The organism is Marivita lacus (assembly GCF_014637725.1).
Lineage (GTDB): Bacteria > Pseudomonadota > Alphaproteobacteria > Rhodobacterales > Rhodobacteraceae > Marivita > Marivita lacus.
This window is the reverse complement of sequence record NZ_BMFC01000002.1, coordinates 64278-82903: the sequence shown is the minus strand read 5'-3', so window position 1 is coordinate 82903 and position 18626 is coordinate 64278. Positions and strand designations below refer to the sequence as shown.

Here is an 18626-nt window from a genome sequence, read left to right as displayed (position 1 = left end):
CTGGATTAAGGTCATCACCATGGACGGTGGTAAGATCAGAGGGGCAAGTGGGGGCGTCAACCAGAGCGGTGTGCGCAACCATAATGAACGCTTGCTCCTGTCGATGTTGCAGCGCCGTGGCGGCATGGCCGGAATCGATCTTGCGCGCCTGACGGGGCTGTCTCCGCAGACCGTGTCGGTGATCTTTCGCAAGCTGGAACAGGACGGATTTCTGCGCCGAGGCGATCCGGTGCGCGGCAAGGTCGGCAAGCCCTCGATCCCGATGGAGCTGTCGCCCGACGGGGTGCTGTCGCTGGGCCTCAAGATCGGGCGGCGCAGCGCAGAGTTGCTGTTGCTGGATTTCACCGGCACCGTGCGCGCTCAGGTCTCGACGGCCTATCAGTACCCCCTGCCAGACGATGTGTTCGCCTTTCTAGAACAGGGCATCACCACCCTGCTGGGCGGTCTTGCGCCCGACGCGGTGGACCGTGTCTGTGGCATCGGGATCGCGGCCCCTTTCGAGCTTTGGAAATGGAACGACCTGATCGGCGCGCCGTCGCAGCGGTTCAGATCGTGGAAGGATCTGGATTTCGAGGAACAGGTCTCCCGGTTCAGCGACCTTCCGGTGTTCGTGGTGAATGACGCCACCGCCGCCTGCCGGGCCGAGCATCTTTACGGCCACAATCACGGGTTTCGCGACTACGCCTATTTCTTCATCGGCTCGTTCGTGGGTGGTGGCGTTGTTCTCAATAACACGGTGTTCGAAGGCAATCAGGGCAATGCGGGCGCGCTGGGGTCGCTGCGCAGCACAGGGCCGTTGGGCGAAAGCCAGCAATTGATCGACGTGGCCTCCATCCACCTGCTCGAAGGGCGGTTGGTGCAGGCCGGGGTCGATCCGCGCGTGCTCTGGCATCAGCCGCAGGACTGGACCGACCTGTCCCGTTATGTCGAGCCGTGGATCGGGGAAACCGCGCAGGAACTGGCCAAGGCGTCACTGTCGGTCTGCGCGGTGATCGACTTCGAGGCGGTGCTGATCGACGGGGCGTTCCCCGCCTCGGTGCGGACCGAACTGGTGGAACGGGTACGGCGCTATCTGGTCAACCAGGACACGCGCGGCCTGATCGCGCCGCAGATCGAACCCGGCAGCGTGGGCGGCAATGCCCGCGCCATCGGTGCGGCCAGCAGCCCGATCTTCACGCAGTTCCTGTTGAACACCAATGCGGGTCTGGCGGTTTTCTGACCATCCGGTCAAAAAATGCCTTTGCGGATCAACGCGTCTTTCAGCCCCGGCACCGGGTCCAGTCCAAAGGAATCCTGCAGGCAGGTGATCACCGCGTCCGGAGTTTGCAAAGTTTCCGCCTGCAACTCCCTGCCCTTTGCAAACTTGCGAAACAGGGCACCGTCCAGCACCAGTCGCGTGTCGCCGCTCTGGCGGGTGACGACCAGCGTCCGGGCAAACAGGGATCCCGGCATGGTGGCCGCCAGCCAGTTGCCCGCCTGCACATCCGACATCGTCGTCAGTTCGTCGGTGAAGGTGTAGAGATCGCGCCAATCATCCACATCGACCTGTCGGCTCAGCACGGTGCCCAGCCCGGCGCGGGTCCGGGTGCGCAGGTCGACATCACCTGCATCATTGTTCAACGCCACCGGCGCGATTGGCCCCGGCCCGCCGAAGCCCACATCGACAAGGTGCTCGACCCCGTCCAGCGTCACGATGCAGACGCAATGGCTGCGCGGCCCCGGCACATCGCGCTGCCAAATGACCCGCGCCATGCGAAGACGGGCGTCAAAACCCAGACCGCGCAAAGCGGCGCAGAGCAGCGGATTGACCTCGACACAATATCCTCCGCGCCGGTTATGGAGCATTTTGGCGGCAAGCGCCTCGAGCCCAAGCTCGGGAACATCGCCGCAAAAGACGGTCAGGTTTTCGAACGGGATACGGTCCAGATGCGCGCGGGTTATGGTGGTCAACCCGCCCAGTGTCACCGGCGGCGCAGCAGTCAGCCCCAGCCGGGACAGCCACGCATCCACCATGTCTGCGGGCGCTGCCTCCATCACTCAGCGGTGACGGGCGGCGTGCCATGGGTGTGGAAGGTCTCGATCGTCTTGAGCCCCCAGGCCTGCCCCTTCTTGCGCTCGTCCTCGGTCCAGGTGATCGTTTCCCAGTCGGGTTGCAGGATCAGGCGCGCGCCTGCGTTCGCCAGTTCCACCCGGTTGCCCGCCGGTTCCCAGACATACAGGAAAAACGTCCCCTGAATGGCATGCTTGTGCGGGCCGGTTTCGATATGGACGCCGTTTTCCAGAAAGATGTCGGCGGCGCGCAGGATGTCCTCGCGCTGGTCGGTGGCGTAGGTGACATGGTGCAGGCGGTTCTGGCCGCGCCCGTGTTCCTCGGTGCAGGCCAGATCATAGGTCTTGTTGTTGATGGTGAACCAGCAGCCGCCCAACCGCCCGTTGTTGAGCCGGATCTGTTCGGTCACGCGGCTGCCAAGGCAGGTGATCATGAAGTCGCGGAATTGGATCACGTCTTCGGCCAGCAGGTTCAAATGGTCGATCCGGCGCGGCGACACGCCTTGCGCGTGAAAGCGGCTGGACATGTTCTTGAGCGCCGGCTTGTCGTCCTCGGGCGGGTCATATTTCACAGTGTCCCAGTAAAGCTCGAACACATGGCCGAACGGATCCTCGAACCTGTAGGCGCGGCCATGCCCCAGATCGCCGTCGACCCAGCCATGAACCATATAGCCTGACGTCTCGATCACCTTCACACGCCGTTCCAGCGCCGCCTCGGACGACACGCGGTAGCCGATATGGGCCACGCCGGTGGTGTCGGATTTGGTCAACTTGAGCGTGTGGAATTCGTAATCGTCCCACGCCCGCAGGTAGGCACTGTCGCCGTCCATCGCCGAGAGTTTCAGACCATAGACCCGCGTGAAGAAATCAAGGCTCTCGTCGAAGGTGTTGGTCAGGACCTCCACATGGCCAAGATGTGCAACGTCAAAGCAGGGTTCGGTCATAAGCGCCTCAATTGAACATGGTGTTGGGCAGGAAAAGCGAGATTTGCGGGAAGGCCACGAGGATCGCCAGCGTGACCATCATCATGATCCAGAACGGGATGACGCCGATAAAGATGCGCCCAAGCGCCACGCCGGGGGCCACGGATTTCACGATGAACACGTTCAGCCCCACGGGGGGCGAAATCAGGCCCATTTCAAGTGAGAGAACCACCAGCACGCCGAACCAGATCGGGTCGATCCCCAGCTCGAGCACGATGGGAAAGAAGATCGGCAGGGTCAGCACGAGCATCGCGAAGCCTTCGAGGAAACAGCCCAGAACGAGGTAGATGCCGAGGATCAGCATGAGGCTGCCCATCGGCCCCAGTTCCAGCGCGACAAAGGCCTGTGCCACGAGGTCGGTCATGTGGCTGAGCGCGAGGAACGGGTTGATCATGTGCGCGGCAATCAGGATCAGCATGACGGTGGCAGTGGTCACCACGCTGTCCTTCGCCGCGACCCAGAGCATGGACAGGTCCAGAGTGCGGGTGATCCAGCCGATCAGGATGACCGACCCTGCCCCGACAGCCGCCGCCTCGACGGGTGAAAAGAACCCGCCATACATGCCGCCGATGGTGATGAAGATCACCAGAACGATAGGCCCGGCACCGCCCACGGCGCGGAGTTTCTCGGACAGGGCCGTGGTTGGACCGGCCGGTCCCAATTCGGGGCGCAGCCAGCACAGGATCGTGACGGCCAGCACGAACATCGCCAGCAAGAGCAGCCCCGGAAACACCCCGGCCAGAAACAGCCGGCCTATGGATTGCTCGGTCAGAATGGCGTAGATGACAAAGCCGGTCGAGGGCGGGATCAGGATGCCCAGCGTGCCACCAGCGGCAACAACGCCGGTCGACAGGCGATCATCGTATTTGAACCGCTCCATTTCAGCGAGCGCGACCTTGCCCATCGTGAGGGCCGAGGCAACGGATGATCCGGACAGCGCGGCAAAGCCGCCGCAGCCGATCACCGTGGCCGAGGCAAGACCACCCCGGACCGAGCCGATCACGGCATAGGCCGCGTCGAACAAGCGGCGGCTCATGCCGGTATGTGACGCGACATTGCCCATCAGGATGAAGAGCGGGATCACCACCAGTTCGGGTGAGGACGCGAGCGTGAACGCCTCGGACGCGAGAAGCGAGGTTGCGGCGTTGAGGCCGTTCAGGGCCCAGATGCCCACGAAGCCCACGACGAACATCGCAAAGGCCACCGGCATGCGCAGCACGAGCAAGGCAAAAAGCGCAAGGATACCGACAATACCCGTGATGGAGGCGGTCATGACTGCTGCTCCGCACGGACATCGCGTCCGGTCACGGCCAGTTCCAGCGCCCGGAGGGCAAGGCCCATTGCGGCAACGCCCATGAAGCCGATCGCGGCCCATTGGAAATATGCCTTGGGCAGATAGAGCAGGTTTGTGGACAGGTTGAGCATGACCGACAGCTTGGCACTGTCCCACGTGGCCCATGCCAGCGCGGCAAAGATCACGGCCCCTGACAGGGCAACGGTGATGTCGATGGCGCGGTTCATGGATGCGGGAAAATACCGTTCGAAAAGGTCGACCGAGATGTGACCACCCAGGCGGTCACAAAGCGCCATGGGCGCAAAGACGAGGATCACCGTGGCCATCGTGGTGATGTCCTGACTGCCGTAAAGGGGACTGCCAAGGGCACGCCCCACCACGTCGATCAGGATCACGACCACCACCACGATCAGCGCCGTGGCGCCGAGGGCAGCGGACAGGCCGATCAGCCTGTCCGCAAGGGTGCGTATCCGCTCCAAGGCTCAGTTCTGCATCGCTGCAAGAGCCGCTTCGCCACCAACGCTGGCCACGTAATCGGCCACGACGTTCGACACGGCATCCTCGAAGGCCTGTGCCTCTTCGGCGGTCAGATCGACAACGGTGTTGCCCGCATCCGCACGGGCGACTTCAAGCGCCTCGGCTGCGGTGGCATTCCATGCCGTTTCGGCATTGTTGCCAAGACCACAGCCACGCGCCTCATCCAGCGCCGCTTTCGCGTCGTCCGACAGGGCGTCATACGATCCCTGCCCCATCACCGCGAAGAACGCCAGCCGACCCAAGGGTGCACCCAGCGTGTAGGCATCCGCGACCTCGTCGAGTTTGAAGTCGCTGAGCGTCGAGGCGCCGGTGAACACACCGTCGATCAAGCCGGTCTGCATCGCGTTGTAGACCTGGTTGATCGGCATCTGCACCGGGGTTGCGCCCAGTGCTTCGGCCACCTTGCCAGCCGTGGCACCAGCGACACGGATCTTGAGCCCCGCCAGATCGGCAGGGGTGCGGACAACCTTGTCCTTCATGATCATGATGTTCGGCTCGGACGTCCAAAGCGCGACCGGCACTGTGCCGGGAAACTCGCCCGAGATCTCGTCCATCGCGTCACACAGCGCGTCGGCTCCCGTCTTGCCTTCGGGCAGGACGCCCGGCAGTTCGACGATCATGGTTTTCTCGAACTGCTGCGAGGTATAGCCCGGCAAGCCCCAGACCATGTCGGCCACGCCCTGCACGGCGCGGATATATTGCTCGACCGGACCTGCGCCCAGTTCACCGCCGTGATAGCCGCGCACGGTCAGGCTGCCATTGGTGGCCGCCGTCAGATCGGCGTTCAGCTTTTCGATCACGCTGGCGTTGACCGTGTGGAACGGCGGCGTGAAATTGGCGAATTTCAACTCCTGCGCCGCAAGAGGTGCGGCAGCGGCCACGGCCAGTGCAGCGCCGATAAAGGTGGTTCTCAGTGTCATGATGTCCTCCCAAAAGCGGCCTGATCCATGTCAGGCCATGTGATAGGGCGCGGCGATCCTTCTGCGTGACCGCCGCCCCGAAACCCTGCTGATCAGACGGCTTTTGCCCGCCAACTGTCAGCAGCATAGCTTTCCCGTGCCTCGCTTGAGTACGGTGTTTCCGACACCCGCACCCGAATTTCGGCCTGCTTGTGCTTTTCGGCGGATGTTTTTGCCGTATCGTCGGATTCGCCCCAGCGCATGGTCAGGATGTCCCCGATCTCGACGCTCTGATCGACGACACCCAGCGACAGCACGCAGCGTTCGTTGTAGCTGTAGCCGTTGAACATGCTCATGCCGACCATCTTGTCGCCATGCATGACCATATCGGCCGAGCTTGACGCGTAGTTCGGTTGCGGGAAGTCGATCCACTTGTAGGGGATGCCGTCCTCGAAGGCCGATGCGATGACCTTGAGCACGTCTTCCTTGTTCCACTCGAAGGTGACCTTCTTGCGGTTGGTCTTGCTCTCTTTCATCTTGAGAAGCGCATCCTTGCCGATGAAATCGTCTTTCTTCCAGCCGATGTAGAAGTTGTAGCCCAGCTCGAACGGGTTGACGTAGTAATCCTCGATATTGTCCGACACAAAGCTGCCGCCGATGGCGCCTGCGGCTTCGTACATGTCGGTGCCCAGCCAGTCGCGGTAATCGGCCAGCATGCCGTCGCCGGTATAGATGCCGGGCAGCGGCGACGGAATCCAGCCGGATTCCAGCGTGTTGGTCGAATAGGCGCGGCTGCCGCACTGGACCAGATCAACGCCCGCGTCCTTGGCCGCCTGAAGGATGGTCGAATGGATGTAGTGCTTGTCCTCGTAGGGACCCCAGACCTCGAGACCCGGCGCGCCGGACATGCCGTGGCGCAGTGCCTGCACCTTCTTGGAACCGATGTTGATCCAGTCGACATGGAAGAACTTGATGTCCTGGATCGGGCCGCCGTTCATCTTTTCGAAAATCTTCGGCGCGTCCGGACCCTGGATCTGGTAGCGGTAATGGGTACGCAGCACGCGCTCGCCTTCGGGGCGGGATGTGGAGCGGGGATCGTGCTTGATCCGCACGTTCCACTTGCCCCAGGCCGCCGCGAACATCAGCCAGTTGGAGGTCGGCGCGCGACCCACGAGGATGAACTTGTCCTCGCGTTCACGGAAGATGATGTGGTCCCCGATCACGTGGCCGTTCGGCGTGACGGGTACGTAATGCTTGGCGCGGTTCAGGTCGAAATTCCCGAAGGCGTTGATGCCGTGATAGGCAAGGAACTCCTCGGCCTGCGGACCTTCGACGATCAGCTCGTCCATGTGGTGCGACTGGTCGAACAGCACGGCGCTGTGACGCCACGCTTCCTGTTCCACGCGCCAGTTGCGGAATTCCGGTGTCACGACCGGGTAGACATACATCCCGATCTGGGAATTGCGAAGCATTTCAACGGGATTTCCCCATTCTTTCATCTTGTCGGACAAGCTGGGCATAGGTGTGTTTTCCTCTAAAAGTGTTATTCTGCTGATAGTAGAGACAGGCCGGGCACGCGTGTCGCGACCCCCGGACCGGCATTGGCGAGGTGGTCGAGATTGCGCCGCGCAAGGCGGGCATGTTCGCGGGACAGGTGTTCGGCGCGCGCGCCTTCACGGGCGCGGATCGCCTCGACGATGGCGCGGTGCTGGTGCTGTGCGCGCAACAGGGATGCGCTGAAATCCGGGATCAGCTCCTGTTCGCGCAGAAACGCGCTGGGGGACGCCAGCGGCAGGCGGCTGACACGGTCCACCTCGCGCTGCATCAGCTGGCTGCCGGCAAGACGTGACAGGATTTGGTGAAAGGCCGCGTTTTCAATAATATACGCGTCGAAGTCGATGTGATCGGGACGCGCCAGCGCCGTGTCGATCCTGTCCAGCACGCGCTCCGCATCAAGCATGATCGCGGGATCGGCCCCCCGCTCTGCCGCCAACCGCGCCGCCGTTCCTTCGATCACGCCGCGCAGTTCGATGGCGTCGTTGATGTCATCGAGCGTGAACCGCGCCGCGCGGCAGCCGCCGGTTTCGATCCTCTCGAGCAGACCTTCTGAGACAAGCTGATCCATCGCCTGCCGCAGCGGCGTGCGCGACAGGCCCAGCCGGTCGGCCAGAGCGACCTCGGGCAAGCGTGTGCTGCCCGTGAATTCGCCGCTCATCACCAGCGACCGAAGCCCCAGCAACGCCTTTTCGAACTGCGTCTTGCGATCAGACATGCACTCTCCCCAGGCGCGCGCCGCTCTCCCCTGCGACGTCCCGAGAGCTTGGGTAAATTGTATACAGGAATCTGTCAATCTGGGAATTTCGTCATCAATATGAAAAATTCAGCCCGATCCTGTATACAGAGATGCGTTAGGGCCAATCGAATGGCCGGGCCGGATCCGATACGCCCTTCTCGATTCCGCGGAGGAAGGCGACCCGGTATGCCCCCGGTGGCTGACCAGCATGGCGCACGAAGAAACGGTTGAACTGCGCGGCTGATCCAAAGCCCAGAGCGCTGGCGATCTCGTTCACCGACCGGCCCGAGGTTTCCAGCAGCAGCCGCGATTCGATCATCACCCGCCGGTCGATGATGTCCTTGGGGCCAAGCCCCCGCACCCGCCGGCACATGTCGCCCAGCCGGTCGCGCGTCAGCCCCAGCGTTTGCGCATAAAGCGACACAGACCAGCGGTCACGGAAATGCCGTTCGACCAGGGTGCTGAACCGGGTGAAGGCGCGGTGCGACGGGCTGGCCCCTTGTGGACCCTCGGAATAGGACGGCGCGGCGCGCAGAAGCGCGATCAGGATGACCCGCAGATAGGCTTCGACCACGACGTGCGCCGCCACGGCGTCTTCCTCGAGCTCGCGTCGAATGCCTGCAAAGGCGGTGCGCAAGGCGAACCGGCGTTCGGTCGAAGCGGTCAGCGGCACGGTGAGCGCGTGATCGGCCACATCCCGCAGGTCGCGGGCTTCGGGCAGGTGTCCGATGGTATTGCCAAGAGCACTGGCGCTGAGCAGCACATAGGTGCCGACCGCCCCTGCATCGAACCGCAGGCGCGATGTCTCGTCCCATGGGCGCCATGCCAGCACCGGCGCCTCGATCCGGGCGTCTTCGCCCGACAGCACCGCACCCCCGTCCTCGAGCAGGATGGCGCACCACGAGGGGCCATGCAGGCTTTCGGCCAGACCGACGATGCGGCTGCGCAAATCCCCGGTCAAAGCCCCTGCGCGAACCGTGGCAGAATCGCGAAATCGTCGGTCTGGCATGAAGAATCCCACAGAATGTAAAATTATTGCCGCAGAATATCATTTACTCCGCGTAAGCCAGAGCCTTTTTATAGAGCAGCCGCGAGGAGTCGGCTGCGTTCAGTGAGCCTGGGGAGGAGCAACTGTACGAGACCCGCCTGATAATTGCAGGGCGACATGTCGCGCCTGACCCGGTTGTCGCGTTCGAACGACGAGACCCGGTGTCGGATGCAGTTGTCACCCGTGCCGCCGCCGGACGCGCCACCGAGGCGCGCGCTGCTGCAGTTGCCGCCGCCTGTGCCTTTGCCGATTGGGCGGCGACGCCGGTGCGCGAGCGCATTGCCCTGCTGATGAACGCCGCCGATGCGATGACCGCCCGCGCAGACGAGGTTGTCGAGATCGCCTGCGCCGAGGTCGGATCCTCGCCAGACTGGGTGCGCTTCAACGTGGGCATTGCGGCAGCGATGTTGCGCCAGACCGCCGATCTGGCAGAGGTTCTCGACAACACCGAAAGCCCGGTTGCGGGTCATATCCTGCGCCGTCGTCCTGCCGGTGTGGTGCTGGGCATCGCACCGTGGAACGCGGCAGTGACGCTCGCCACTCGTGCCGTGGCGGCCCCGCTGGCCTGTGGCAACACGATCGTGCTCAAGGGGTCTGAACTTTGCCCCAAGACGCATGAATGGGTGGCCGAGACGATCTGCAGCGCGGGGCTCCCGGACGGGGTTTTGAACTATATCACCAACGCGCCCGATCACGCCGAAGAGGTGGTGGAGGCACTGATTGCGCATCCTGCGGTGCGGCGGGTGAATTTCACCGGATCGACACGTGTGGGGCGCGAAATCGCGATGACGGCGGCGCAGCATCTCAAGCCCTGCCTGCTCGAGCTGTCGGGCAAGGGCACGGCGGTGGTTCTGGCGGATGCCGATCTCAACCATGCCGCACGCGCCATCGCGCATGGCAGTTTCTTCAATCAGGGGCAGGTCTGCATGTCGACCGAACGGGTCATCGTCGACACCTCCATCGCGGCGGAGTTTGTGGCGCGGCTGGCGGCAGAGGCCGAGACGCTGCGCTTTGCCCCCGGTCAGCCCAGCCCTCTGGGTGCCCTCATCAGCCCGGCGGCCGCGGTGCGGGTGCGCGCCATGATCGACGATGCAGTGTCCAAGGGCGCGGTGCTCGTCACTGGCGGAGAACTGTCGGGCGGAGGATTGCAGCCCGCGGTTCTGGATCGCGTCGCCCCCGGGATGATGCTTTATGACGATGAGGCGTTCGGCCCGGTCACCGGCGTGATCCGCGTGGCCGATGCCGAAGAGGCGCTGGCCATCGCCAATGATACGGAATTCGGCCTTGTCGCCTCGGTCTTCAGCCAAGACACCAAGGCGGCGCAGGACATGCTGTTCCAGATCGAGACCGGGATCGGCCATGTCAACGGATCGACCGTCTACGACGACCCCCGCCTGCCCTTTGGCGGCGTCAAGGCGTCGGGCCATGGCCGGTTCGGTGGGCGCGACGCGGTGGCGGAATTCACCGAATGCCAATGGATTGCCCTGCACGACCACCCATCGGCAAAACAAACCACAAAAAGTCAATAAGGGAGGACATCACATGAAACGCAGAGAACTCTTCGGCCTGGCAGCGGCGCTGTCGGTCGCAACAGCCCTGGCCGGTCCGGTCGCGGCACAGGACGTGCTCAAGATCGGCGCGGTCGGCCCGAAAACCGGCCCGCTTGCCGGGGGCGGCGCGGTCACGTTCTGGCCGAACGTGCAGCTTTGGGCGCATGACGTGAACGAAGCGGGCGGCATCGACGTCGGCGGCACAAAAATGATGGTCGAGATCATCGAGTACGATGACCAGACCAACCCCGGCGAAACCATCAAGGCGGTCCAGCGTCTGGCAACACAGGACGAGGCGGATTTCATCCTCGCGCCCTATGGCACGGGCCTGAACATCGCGTCGGCACCGATCTTTGAACGCTACGGCTATCCGATGATCACGCACACGGCCATCTCGGACCAGATCGAAGACCTGTCGGGCAAGTTCCCCAACATGTTCTTCCTGCTGGGCGGGGCCACCGGCCTGTCGGGCGGCGTCGTCGAGGTTCTGACCCAGATGCGCGAGGCCGGCGAGATCGGCAGCCGGGTCGCCATGGTCAACGTGGCCGACGCGTTCGGCATCGAACTGGCCGAGGCGGCACGTCCACAATTCGAGGCAGCCGGGTTCGAGATCGTCTACGATTCCTCCTATCCGCTGGGCACGCAGGACCTGTCGCCCGTCGTCAACGGGGCGCGCGATGCAAACCCTGACGCTTTTGTCGCGTGGTCCTACCCGCCCGACACGTTCGGCCTGACCGAACAGGCGCAGATCGCGGGGCTTGCGCCCAAGGCGTTCTACACCGCCGTGGCCACATCCTTCCCGTCTTATGGCGGACGGTTCGGAGCCGCTGCCGAAGGTGTGCTTGGGGCCGGTGGCGTCTTCGCCGATGGCGATGCGTTCAAGGACTACGCCGCCCGTCACGAAGCGGTGACCGGGGCCAAGCCTGATTTCTGGGCCTCTGCGGCGGTCTATGCGTCGTTCCAGATCCTTCAGCAAGCCATCGAAGGTGCGGGTACGACCGACCGCGCCGCCGTGTCCGAGTATCTTGCCAACAACGCGTTCGATACGATCGTCGGCCCGATCACATGGGACGAGAACAATTCGAACGCGCAGTACTGGACTGTCGGCCAGTGGCAGGACGGCGTGTTCAAGGGCGTCGCCTCCACCGGACGCGAGGGTGCCGTTCCCGCGCAGCCCAAGACCGGCTGGGAATAATCCCGTGACGGCCCCGGCATGTCCGGGGCCATCCAAACCAAACCCGGAGACCACATGGACATTCTGATCACAGGTCTGCTGCTGGGCGGCACCTACGCGCTGATCGCGATGGGGCTGAACCTGCAATACGGCATGGCAAGGATCATGAACCTCGCCAACGGGGAGTTCCTTGTGGCGGGTGGCTTTGCCGCCTTCTGGTTCTACACCGCCGGACAGGTCAGCCCGCTTCTGACGATCTTCATCGTGGCACCCTTGGCCTTTGCCGTGAACTGGCTGATCTATGTCGTCATGTTGCGCCCGCTGGTCAGACGCGCCAAGTCGCAGGGTCAGCTCGAGGTGGATGCAATCCTGACCACCTTCGGTCTGGCCTTCGTATCGGTCGGGATCATGCTGGCGCTCTTTGGCGGTGACTATTTTTCCTATTCCTACCTCGCGCGCCCCATCACTCTGATCGGCGACACCTACGCACTGAACCGTGTGACGGCAGCTTTGGCGGCGGTGATCATCTGCGGTGGCTTGTGGCTCTGGCTCAACCGGACCCGCGCGGGCATGTCGATCCGTGCGATTGCGGTCGATCCCAAAAGCGCGCGGCTGGTGGGCATCGACGTGCCCCGGCTGTCGGCGCTGGCCTTTGCTTTGGGAGGCGCCGTCACGGCAGTGGGTGGCGCGCTGATTTCCACCTTCCTGACGCTGGATGCCTCCACGGGTGTGATGTTCACGCTCAAGGCGCTGGTCATCGTCATCATGGGCGGTGTCGGTGACGTGCGCGGCACCATCGTTGCAGCACTGCTGCTGGGGATACTGGAGACCGTCGTGGCCACATTGATCGATCCCGGCCTGACGCTGGCCGCTGCCTATCTGCTTTTTGTCCTGATCCTGCTCTTCCGTCCGCAGGGCCTCTTCGGAAGGCGCACGTCATGACCAAGCGCGACTGGCAATCCCTCACGCTGTCGGCGGTTTTGCTGGCGGTGGCCGCCTGCCTGCCGCTGACCGGCGACGCCTACATGTTGTCCATCGGCATCACCATCGCGATGTATGCGGTTCTTGCCACAAGCTGGGCGCTGTTTTCGGGCCCGACGCATTACATCTCGCTCGCGACCGCCGCGTTTTTCGGCCTTGGCACCTACACCACTGCCATCGGGATCGAGAACGGGATGAATTACTGGCTGACCCTGCCCATCGCCGCCATTCTGGGCGCGGTGCTTGCGGCACTGGTGGGCTTTGCCACTCTGCGCCTGTCGGGGGTCTATTTCGTGATCTTCACGCTGGGCCTCGCCGAACTGGTGCGACAGGTGGTGACATGGGGGCAGAACGTGTCCGGCCAGAAAGGCCTTTATGTGCTGACCGACATCACCGAGGTGCATATCTACTGGCAGCTCGTGGCGCTGGCCGGGATCGTCTACCTGACCGGCTGGGCCATCGGACGGTCGCGGCTGGGGTTTGCCCTGCGCATCATCGGCGACGACGAAGAGGTCGCGCGCCACTCCGGCATCAACACCTCGCGCGCCAAGATCCTGCTGTTCATGGTATCGGGTGCGACCGCTGCGGTGGTCGGGTCGATGCTGGCACCGCGCTATATCTACATCGAACCGGCGCTGGCCTTTTCCCCGATGCTGTCCTTCCTGGTGGTCATCATGGCGCTTCTGGGCGGCACGGGCCGTCTTTGGGGACCGCTGGTGGGCGTGATCCCGTTCACCCTGCTGTTTGAAACCATTTCGGCCAGTTTCCCGAACCAGACGACGCTGTTGCTGGGTCTCAGCTTCCTGGTGATCGTCTACCTGCTGCCGCGCGGCTTTGTCGGGCTGATCGAAAGCGGCAAGCGCAGGCTGCGCGACCGGGAGGCGTTTGCATGACCACCGGACCCACGGTACTGTCACTGCGCGGGGCCACCAAACGCTTTGGCGGGCTGGTTGCCGTGAACGACATGGATTTCGACGTGACCGAGCATGAAGTGCTGGGTCTGATCGGCCCCAACGGGTCGGGCAAGTCCACGACGCTGAACCTGATCTCGGGCGCGCTGAAACCGACCGAGGGCACGATTTCCCTGCGCGGCACGCCAATCTCGCACCTGTCCGCCGCCGACATCGCCCGGCGCGGCATTGCCCGGACGTTCCAGCTTGTGCGCCTTTTGCCATCGATGACCGTGCTTGAAAACGTCCGCGCGGGCGCCGTGTTTGGCCATCGCCGCCGCTGGGGGGCCGAGGCGGATGCCCACGCGCTGCGGATGCTGGCGCTGGTCGGGCTGGACCGCCGGGCGAATGCCCATGTCGGAGAGCTGACCTATATCGACACCAAGCGCGTCGAACTGGCCCGCGTGCTGGCATCCGAACCCAAGGTTCTGCTGCTGGACGAATGGCTGGCCGGGCTGAACCCGACCGAGCTTGAGGAAGGCATCACGCTCATCAAGCGGCTGCGCGACGAGGGGCGGACGATCATTCTGGTCGAGCACGTGATGGACGCGATCCGGTCGCTCTGTGATCGCTGCGTGGTCATGTCAACGGGGCTCAAGATCGCCGAAGGCACGCCGGAACAGGTGCTGTCCGACCCCGAGGTGATCCGCGCCTATCTGGGGGATGACGATGCTTGAGGTTCGCAACCTGTCCGTCATCTATGGCAAGCACCGCGCGTTGCACGGCGCGTCCCTGCGCGTCGGCAAGGGCGAGATCGTGGTGATCCTTGGCGCGAACGGGGCCGGAAAATCGACGCTGCTCAAGGCGGTCTGCGGCATCTGCGAAGGCCACGTGACCGGCGAGGTCCTGCTCGAAAACACCGATCTGGTCGGTGAAAAGCCGCACCGGATCGTCGAGGCCGGGATCGCGCTGGTGCCCGAGGGGCGCGGCGTGTTCGGCGACCTGACGGTCGAGGAAAACCTGACCCTTGGCGCCTATGCCGAACGCGCCCGCGACGATGAGGCGGGCAACCTGCACCGCGTGCTGTCGCTGTTTCCCAAGCTGGGCGAACGCCGCAAGCAAACCGTGCGCACCATGTCGGGCGGCGAACAGCAGATGGTCGCCATCGGCCGCGCGATGATGTCGAACCCGTCGATCCTTGCTCTGGACGAGCCGTCCCTGGGTCTGTCGCCGCTCCTGTGCAAGGACCTGTTCCAGAGCCTGCGCGTGGTGAAACAGGCGGGGTTGGGCATTCTGCTGGTCGAACAGAACGCCAAGCAGAGCCTGCGCATCGCGGATCGCGGGTACCTGCTGGAGAACGGAGAGATCGTGCACGAGGATGATGCAGACCGGCTGGCCAATGACCCCGCGGTGCAAAAAGCCTATCTGGGTGGCGGCGGAGCCGCGACCGGGGCCAAGCGCCCTGCCCCGGCGGCGATGCCGAAAGCCACACCCCCGCGTCCTGCGGCAGGGCCAAAACCCAGCGATATCGCGGCGGCGGCGATGAAATCGGTCGGCGCACCGACACGCCCTGCGCCTACAGCCGCGCCCGCGCCCAAACCCGCACCGGTGACCAAAAGCGCAGCGCCCGCTCCAAAGCCCAATACACCGAACATCACCGATCTGGTCGCCAAGGCCAGCGCCTCGGCTTCGCGTCGCAACGGTGCCGCGCCACCGCCCCGCGCCCCTGCGCCGCTCCAGCCAAGCACACCCTCACGCCCGGCGCAGCCCTCCATTCCCGACTTCGCCTCATCCTCGGACCGGCTGCGCGCCATGATCGAAGAGATCGAAGCCGCCGCCCGCCGGGCCGAAACCTACAAGCCAAGGAGATAACGCCATGCTCGACTCCACCGCCTCCGCCCCGACGATCCGCGGCCTGTATATCGGGGGAAGCTGGGTGCCCGCCGCCCGCACCTTTGACGATCTCAACCCGTCGGACAATTCGCTCTATGCCCGCATCCCCGATGGCAGCGCCACTGACATGGACCGCGCCATTTCCGCCGCACAGGCCGCGTTTCCCGAATGGTCGGCGCGCAATTTCCAGGAGCGGGCCAAGATGCTGCTGCGCATTGCCGAGGTCTGGGAAAGCCGCAAGGACGATTTCATCCATGCGGTCATGCACGAAGGCGGCGGATGGTACGGCAAGGGCGTGTTCGAGGCCGGCTTCGTGGCCGAGATTTTCCGCACCTCCGCGTCGCTCTGTTATCAAGCCACCGGCGAGGTGCTGCCTTCTGCCGATGGCAAGGTGTCGATGGCAACGCGCTGGCCTCTGGGTGTCGTGGGCGTGATCTCGCCCTGGAACATGCCCGGCATCCTGACCTCGCGCGGCTATGCGGCGGCGCTGGCAGTAGGCAATTGCGTCGTGCTGAAGCCGTCCGAGGACACGCCCTACGCAGGCGGGTTGTTCCATGCCGAAGTGCTCGAGGAAGCCGGCGTTCCGCCAGGTGTGTTCAACGTCGTGACCTGTTCGCGCGACAGCGTGGCCGAGGTGGGCGATGCCCTGATCGAGGACCCGCGCGTCAAGGCGGTTTCCTTTACCGGCTCCACCGCGGTGGGTCGGCATATCGCGGCCAAATGCGGTGCGCATCTCAAGAAATGCTGCGTCGAACTGGGCGGCAAGGATTCGATGATCGTGCTCGAGGATGCAGATCTCGACAAGGCCGCCGAAGCCGCGAATTTCGGCAGCTTCATGCACCAGGGCCAGGTCTGCATGTCGACGGAAAAGCTGCTGATCCATGAAAGCATCTACGAGCCCTTCATGCAGAAATTCCTTGCCCGCGCGGCCAAGCTGAAGACCGGGCATGTCAACGACAAGTCCAACGTGATCGGACCGCTGGTCAACACCCGTCAGGCGCACCGGGTCAAGGCGCTGATCGACGATGCGGTCGCCAAGGGCGCGCATGTCGCACTCGGGGGCAACGCGTGGGAGAACTTCGTCGAACCCACCGTGCTGACCCATGTCGACCGGTCGATGGACATCTGGCATGACGAAACCTTCGGCCCCGTGGTGATCGTCAGCCCGTTCCGCACCGAGGACGAGGCGATCGAGATGAACAACGACACAGAATATGGGCTGACGGCCGCTGTCTGGACCGCGAACGAAGGCCGCGCGCTGCGCATGGCTGGGCGGCTCGAGACAGGGATGGTCCACGTCAACGATCAGAACATCAACGACGAGCCGCAAGTGCCGTTCGGCGGGGTCAAGGCCTCGGGCGTGGGCCGCTACGGCGGGCGCTGGTCGCTCGATGCGTTTACGGAACTCCGGTGGATCACGCTCGAACGCGGCGGCCGCCATTACCCGCCGGTCTTTTGATCAGCACACAGGGAGGATTACACATGACAGCCCTTGGATGGATCATCCTGCTTCTGGTCATCGCCGCCATCTTGGTGGTGCTGGCGGCATGGTTCTATGAACGCGCCACAAACGAGGTCAGCCTCGTGCGCACCGGCATCGGCGGGCGCAAGGTGGTGATTGACGGCGGCACGCTTGCCATTCCGTTCTTCCACGAGATCAGCCGCGTCAACATGCAGACGATCCGCATGGAGGTGACCCGCGCGGGCGACAGCGCGCTGATCACCAAGGACCGGATGCGCATCGACGTGGGCGCTGAATTCTATGCCTCCGTTCTGCCCGAAGACGCGGCCATCGTGCGCGCCGCGCAGACGCTGGGCAAGCGCACCTTCCAGCCCGATCAGCTCAAGTCGCTGATCGACGGGATGATGGTCGACGCCCTGCGCGCGGTCGCGGCCCAGATGACGATGGACGAACTGCACGAGAACCGCACCGAGTTCGTGCGCGAGGTGCACGAGGCTCTGGCGGACACGTTGGTGAAATACGGGTTGCAGCTTGACAGCGTGTCGCTGACCGCGCTGGATCAGACGCCGTTTTCGTCGCTGGACGAGAACAACGCCTTCAACGCGGTGGGCATGCGCAAGCTGGCCGAGGTGATCGCCAAGTCCAAAAAGGAACGCGCCGAGATCGAAGGCGAAACCGCCGTCGCCGTGCGCCGCGCCGAGGTTCAGGCGAACCAGCGCCGGCTCGAGATCGAACTGGAGGAACGCCGCGCCGAGATCGCGCAGACGCAGGAAATCGAAACCCTGCTGGCCGCGCAGCTGACCGAAGTGGCGCGCCGCAAGGCCGATGCGGAACGCGAGGCCGCACAGGCCCGCATCCGCATGGAGCAGGAGATTCAGGCCACCTCGATCCAGCGTGAATTGCAGATCCGCGAAGCCGAGATCGCGCAATTGCGGTCCTTGGAGATCGCAGAGCAGGAAAAGGTCATCCAGACCGCCGCCAAGAGTGAAGAGGAATCCAAGGCACGCGCAGAGGCGACCATGGCCCGCGCGCAATTGGTCAAGGCCGAAGAGGAAATCCAGACCCTGCGCGAAATGGCCGTGGCCGAACGGCGCAAGTCGCTGGCCCTGATCGCGGCCCAGCAGGACGCCGAGGCGAATGCCGAACGCGCCCGCATCACCTCGATTGCGGATCAGGAGGTCGCCAAGGCCAAGGGTGTCATTCGCCGCGAGGAGGCGGCGTCGATGAAGGTCTACAAGACCGCCGAGGCCGACGCCGAAGGTGAGCGCATCAAGGCCGAGAACACCCGGTCAGAGGCGCTGATGGCGATGGAGCTGGAAAAGGCACGGCTGGACGCGATGCCGAAGATTCTTGCCGAAATGGTGAAACCGGCCGAGAAGATCCGCGGCATCAACATCAACCATGTCACCGGGCTTGGCAAGACCGAAGGTGGCGGCAGCACGTCCCCCGTCAGCCAGACCATCGACTCGATCCTCGACATGGCCGTGGCCCTGCCCGCGATGAAGAAGATCGGCGATCAGATCGGCATCAACATGGACGGGGTTCTGCCCGCGAGCGACAAGAAGGGCTGAGC

At 63.9% G+C, this 18626-nt stretch carries 17 protein-coding genes; 9 read left to right on the top strand and 8 right to left on the bottom strand.

Features of this window, described 5'->3' with window-relative positions:
• Positions 1–19: 19 nt before the first annotated feature.
• Positions 20–1219 carry an ROK family transcriptional regulator gene (locus tag IEV82_RS05045; RefSeq protein WP_188480888.1) on the top strand — a complete coding sequence of 400 codons (1200 nt, stop codon included), beginning with the start codon at positions 20–22 and terminating at the stop codon, positions 1217–1219.
• A gap of 8 nt (positions 1220–1227) precedes the next feature.
• On the opposite strand, the gene IEV82_RS05040 is transcribed toward IEV82_RS05045, so the two are convergent.
• The 8 genes from IEV82_RS05040 to IEV82_RS05005 all read right to left on the bottom strand — a co-directional run bounded on the left by IEV82_RS05040 (position 1228) and on the right by IEV82_RS05005 (position 9064).
• The gene (locus IEV82_RS05040) at positions 1228–2013 is read right to left on the bottom strand and encodes an arylamine N-acetyltransferase family protein (RefSeq protein WP_188480887.1); all 786 of its coding nucleotides are present in this window, start codon (positions 2011–2013) and stop codon (positions 1228–1230) included.
• 20 nt (positions 2014–2033) lie between these two features.
• Positions 2034–2993 (bottom strand): VOC family protein, encoded by a 960-nt coding sequence (locus tag IEV82_RS05035; RefSeq protein WP_188480886.1) that lies wholly within the window; start codon positions 2991–2993, stop codon positions 2034–2036.
• 7 nt (positions 2994–3000) lie between these two features.
• Positions 3001–4305, bottom strand: a complete 1305-nt coding sequence (locus tag IEV82_RS05030; protein WP_188480885.1) for a TRAP transporter large permease — start codon at positions 4303–4305, stop codon at positions 3001–3003.
• Entirely contained in the window at positions 4302–4805 is a 504-nt protein-coding gene (locus IEV82_RS05025) for a TRAP transporter small permease (protein ID WP_188480884.1), read from the bottom strand. The genes IEV82_RS05030 and IEV82_RS05025 overlap by 4 nt, the downstream gene beginning before the upstream one ends.
• Before the next feature lie 3 nt (positions 4806–4808).
• Entirely contained in the window at positions 4809–5783 is a 975-nt protein-coding gene (locus tag IEV82_RS05020) for a TRAP transporter substrate-binding protein (protein WP_188480883.1), read from the bottom strand.
• Positions 5784–5875: 92 nt separating this feature from the next.
• On the bottom strand, positions 5876–7261 hold the full coding sequence (ligM, locus tag IEV82_RS05015; RefSeq protein ID WP_444543187.1) for a vanillate/3-O-methylgallate O-demethylase: 1386 nt from the start codon (positions 7259–7261) through the stop codon (positions 5876–5878).
• 44 nt (positions 7262–7305) lie between these two features.
• Positions 7306–8034, bottom strand: coding sequence for a GntR family transcriptional regulator (locus tag IEV82_RS05010; RefSeq protein ID WP_188480881.1), 729 nt, complete (start codon positions 8032–8034; stop codon positions 7306–7308).
• Between the two features lie 136 nt (positions 8035–8170).
• Positions 8171–9064 (bottom strand): AraC family transcriptional regulator, encoded by an 894-nt coding sequence (locus tag IEV82_RS05005; protein ID WP_188480880.1) that lies wholly within the window; start codon positions 9062–9064, stop codon positions 8171–8173.
• A gap of 122 nt (positions 9065–9186) precedes the next feature.
• Between IEV82_RS05005 and IEV82_RS05000 the strand changes: the two genes are divergently transcribed.
• Genes IEV82_RS05000 through IEV82_RS04965 form a run of 8 tightly spaced genes read left to right on the top strand, consistent with a single transcriptional unit; the run spans position 9187 to position 18624 of the window.
• Positions 9187–10632, top strand: coding sequence for an aldehyde dehydrogenase family protein (locus IEV82_RS05000; protein WP_308420407.1), 1446 nt, complete (start codon positions 9187–9189; stop codon positions 10630–10632).
• Between the two features lie 13 nt (positions 10633–10645).
• Entirely contained in the window at positions 10646–11848 is a 1203-nt protein-coding gene (locus IEV82_RS04995; protein WP_188480879.1) for an amino acid ABC transporter substrate-binding protein, read from the top strand.
• A 54-nt stretch (positions 11849–11902) separates the two neighbouring features.
• A complete protein-coding gene (locus IEV82_RS04990) occupies positions 11903–12769 on the top strand; it encodes a branched-chain amino acid ABC transporter permease (RefSeq protein ID WP_188480878.1) in 867 nt (288 codons plus the stop codon).
• Entirely contained in the window at positions 12766–13701 is a 936-nt protein-coding gene (locus IEV82_RS04985; RefSeq protein WP_188480877.1) for a branched-chain amino acid ABC transporter permease, read from the top strand. The genes IEV82_RS04990 and IEV82_RS04985 overlap by 4 nt, the downstream gene beginning before the upstream one ends.
• Complete coding sequence (locus tag IEV82_RS04980; protein WP_085632708.1) at positions 13698–14435, top strand: ABC transporter ATP-binding protein; 738 nt, start codon at positions 13698–13700, stop codon at positions 14433–14435. Before IEV82_RS04985 ends, IEV82_RS04980 begins: the two co-directional genes overlap by 4 nt.
• Positions 14428–15570 (top strand): ABC transporter ATP-binding protein, encoded by a 1143-nt coding sequence (locus IEV82_RS04975; protein WP_188480876.1) that lies wholly within the window; start codon positions 14428–14430, stop codon positions 15568–15570. Before IEV82_RS04980 ends, IEV82_RS04975 begins: the two co-directional genes overlap by 8 nt.
• A 4-nt stretch (positions 15571–15574) precedes the next feature.
• Positions 15575–17050, top strand: coding sequence for an aldehyde dehydrogenase family protein (locus IEV82_RS04970; protein ID WP_188480875.1), 1476 nt, complete (start codon positions 15575–15577; stop codon positions 17048–17050).
• Between the two features lie 23 nt (positions 17051–17073).
• A complete protein-coding gene (locus tag IEV82_RS04965; RefSeq protein WP_188480874.1) occupies positions 17074–18624 on the top strand; it encodes a flotillin family protein in 1551 nt (516 codons plus the stop codon).
• The last annotated feature ends 2 nt before the right edge of the window (positions 18625–18626 follow it).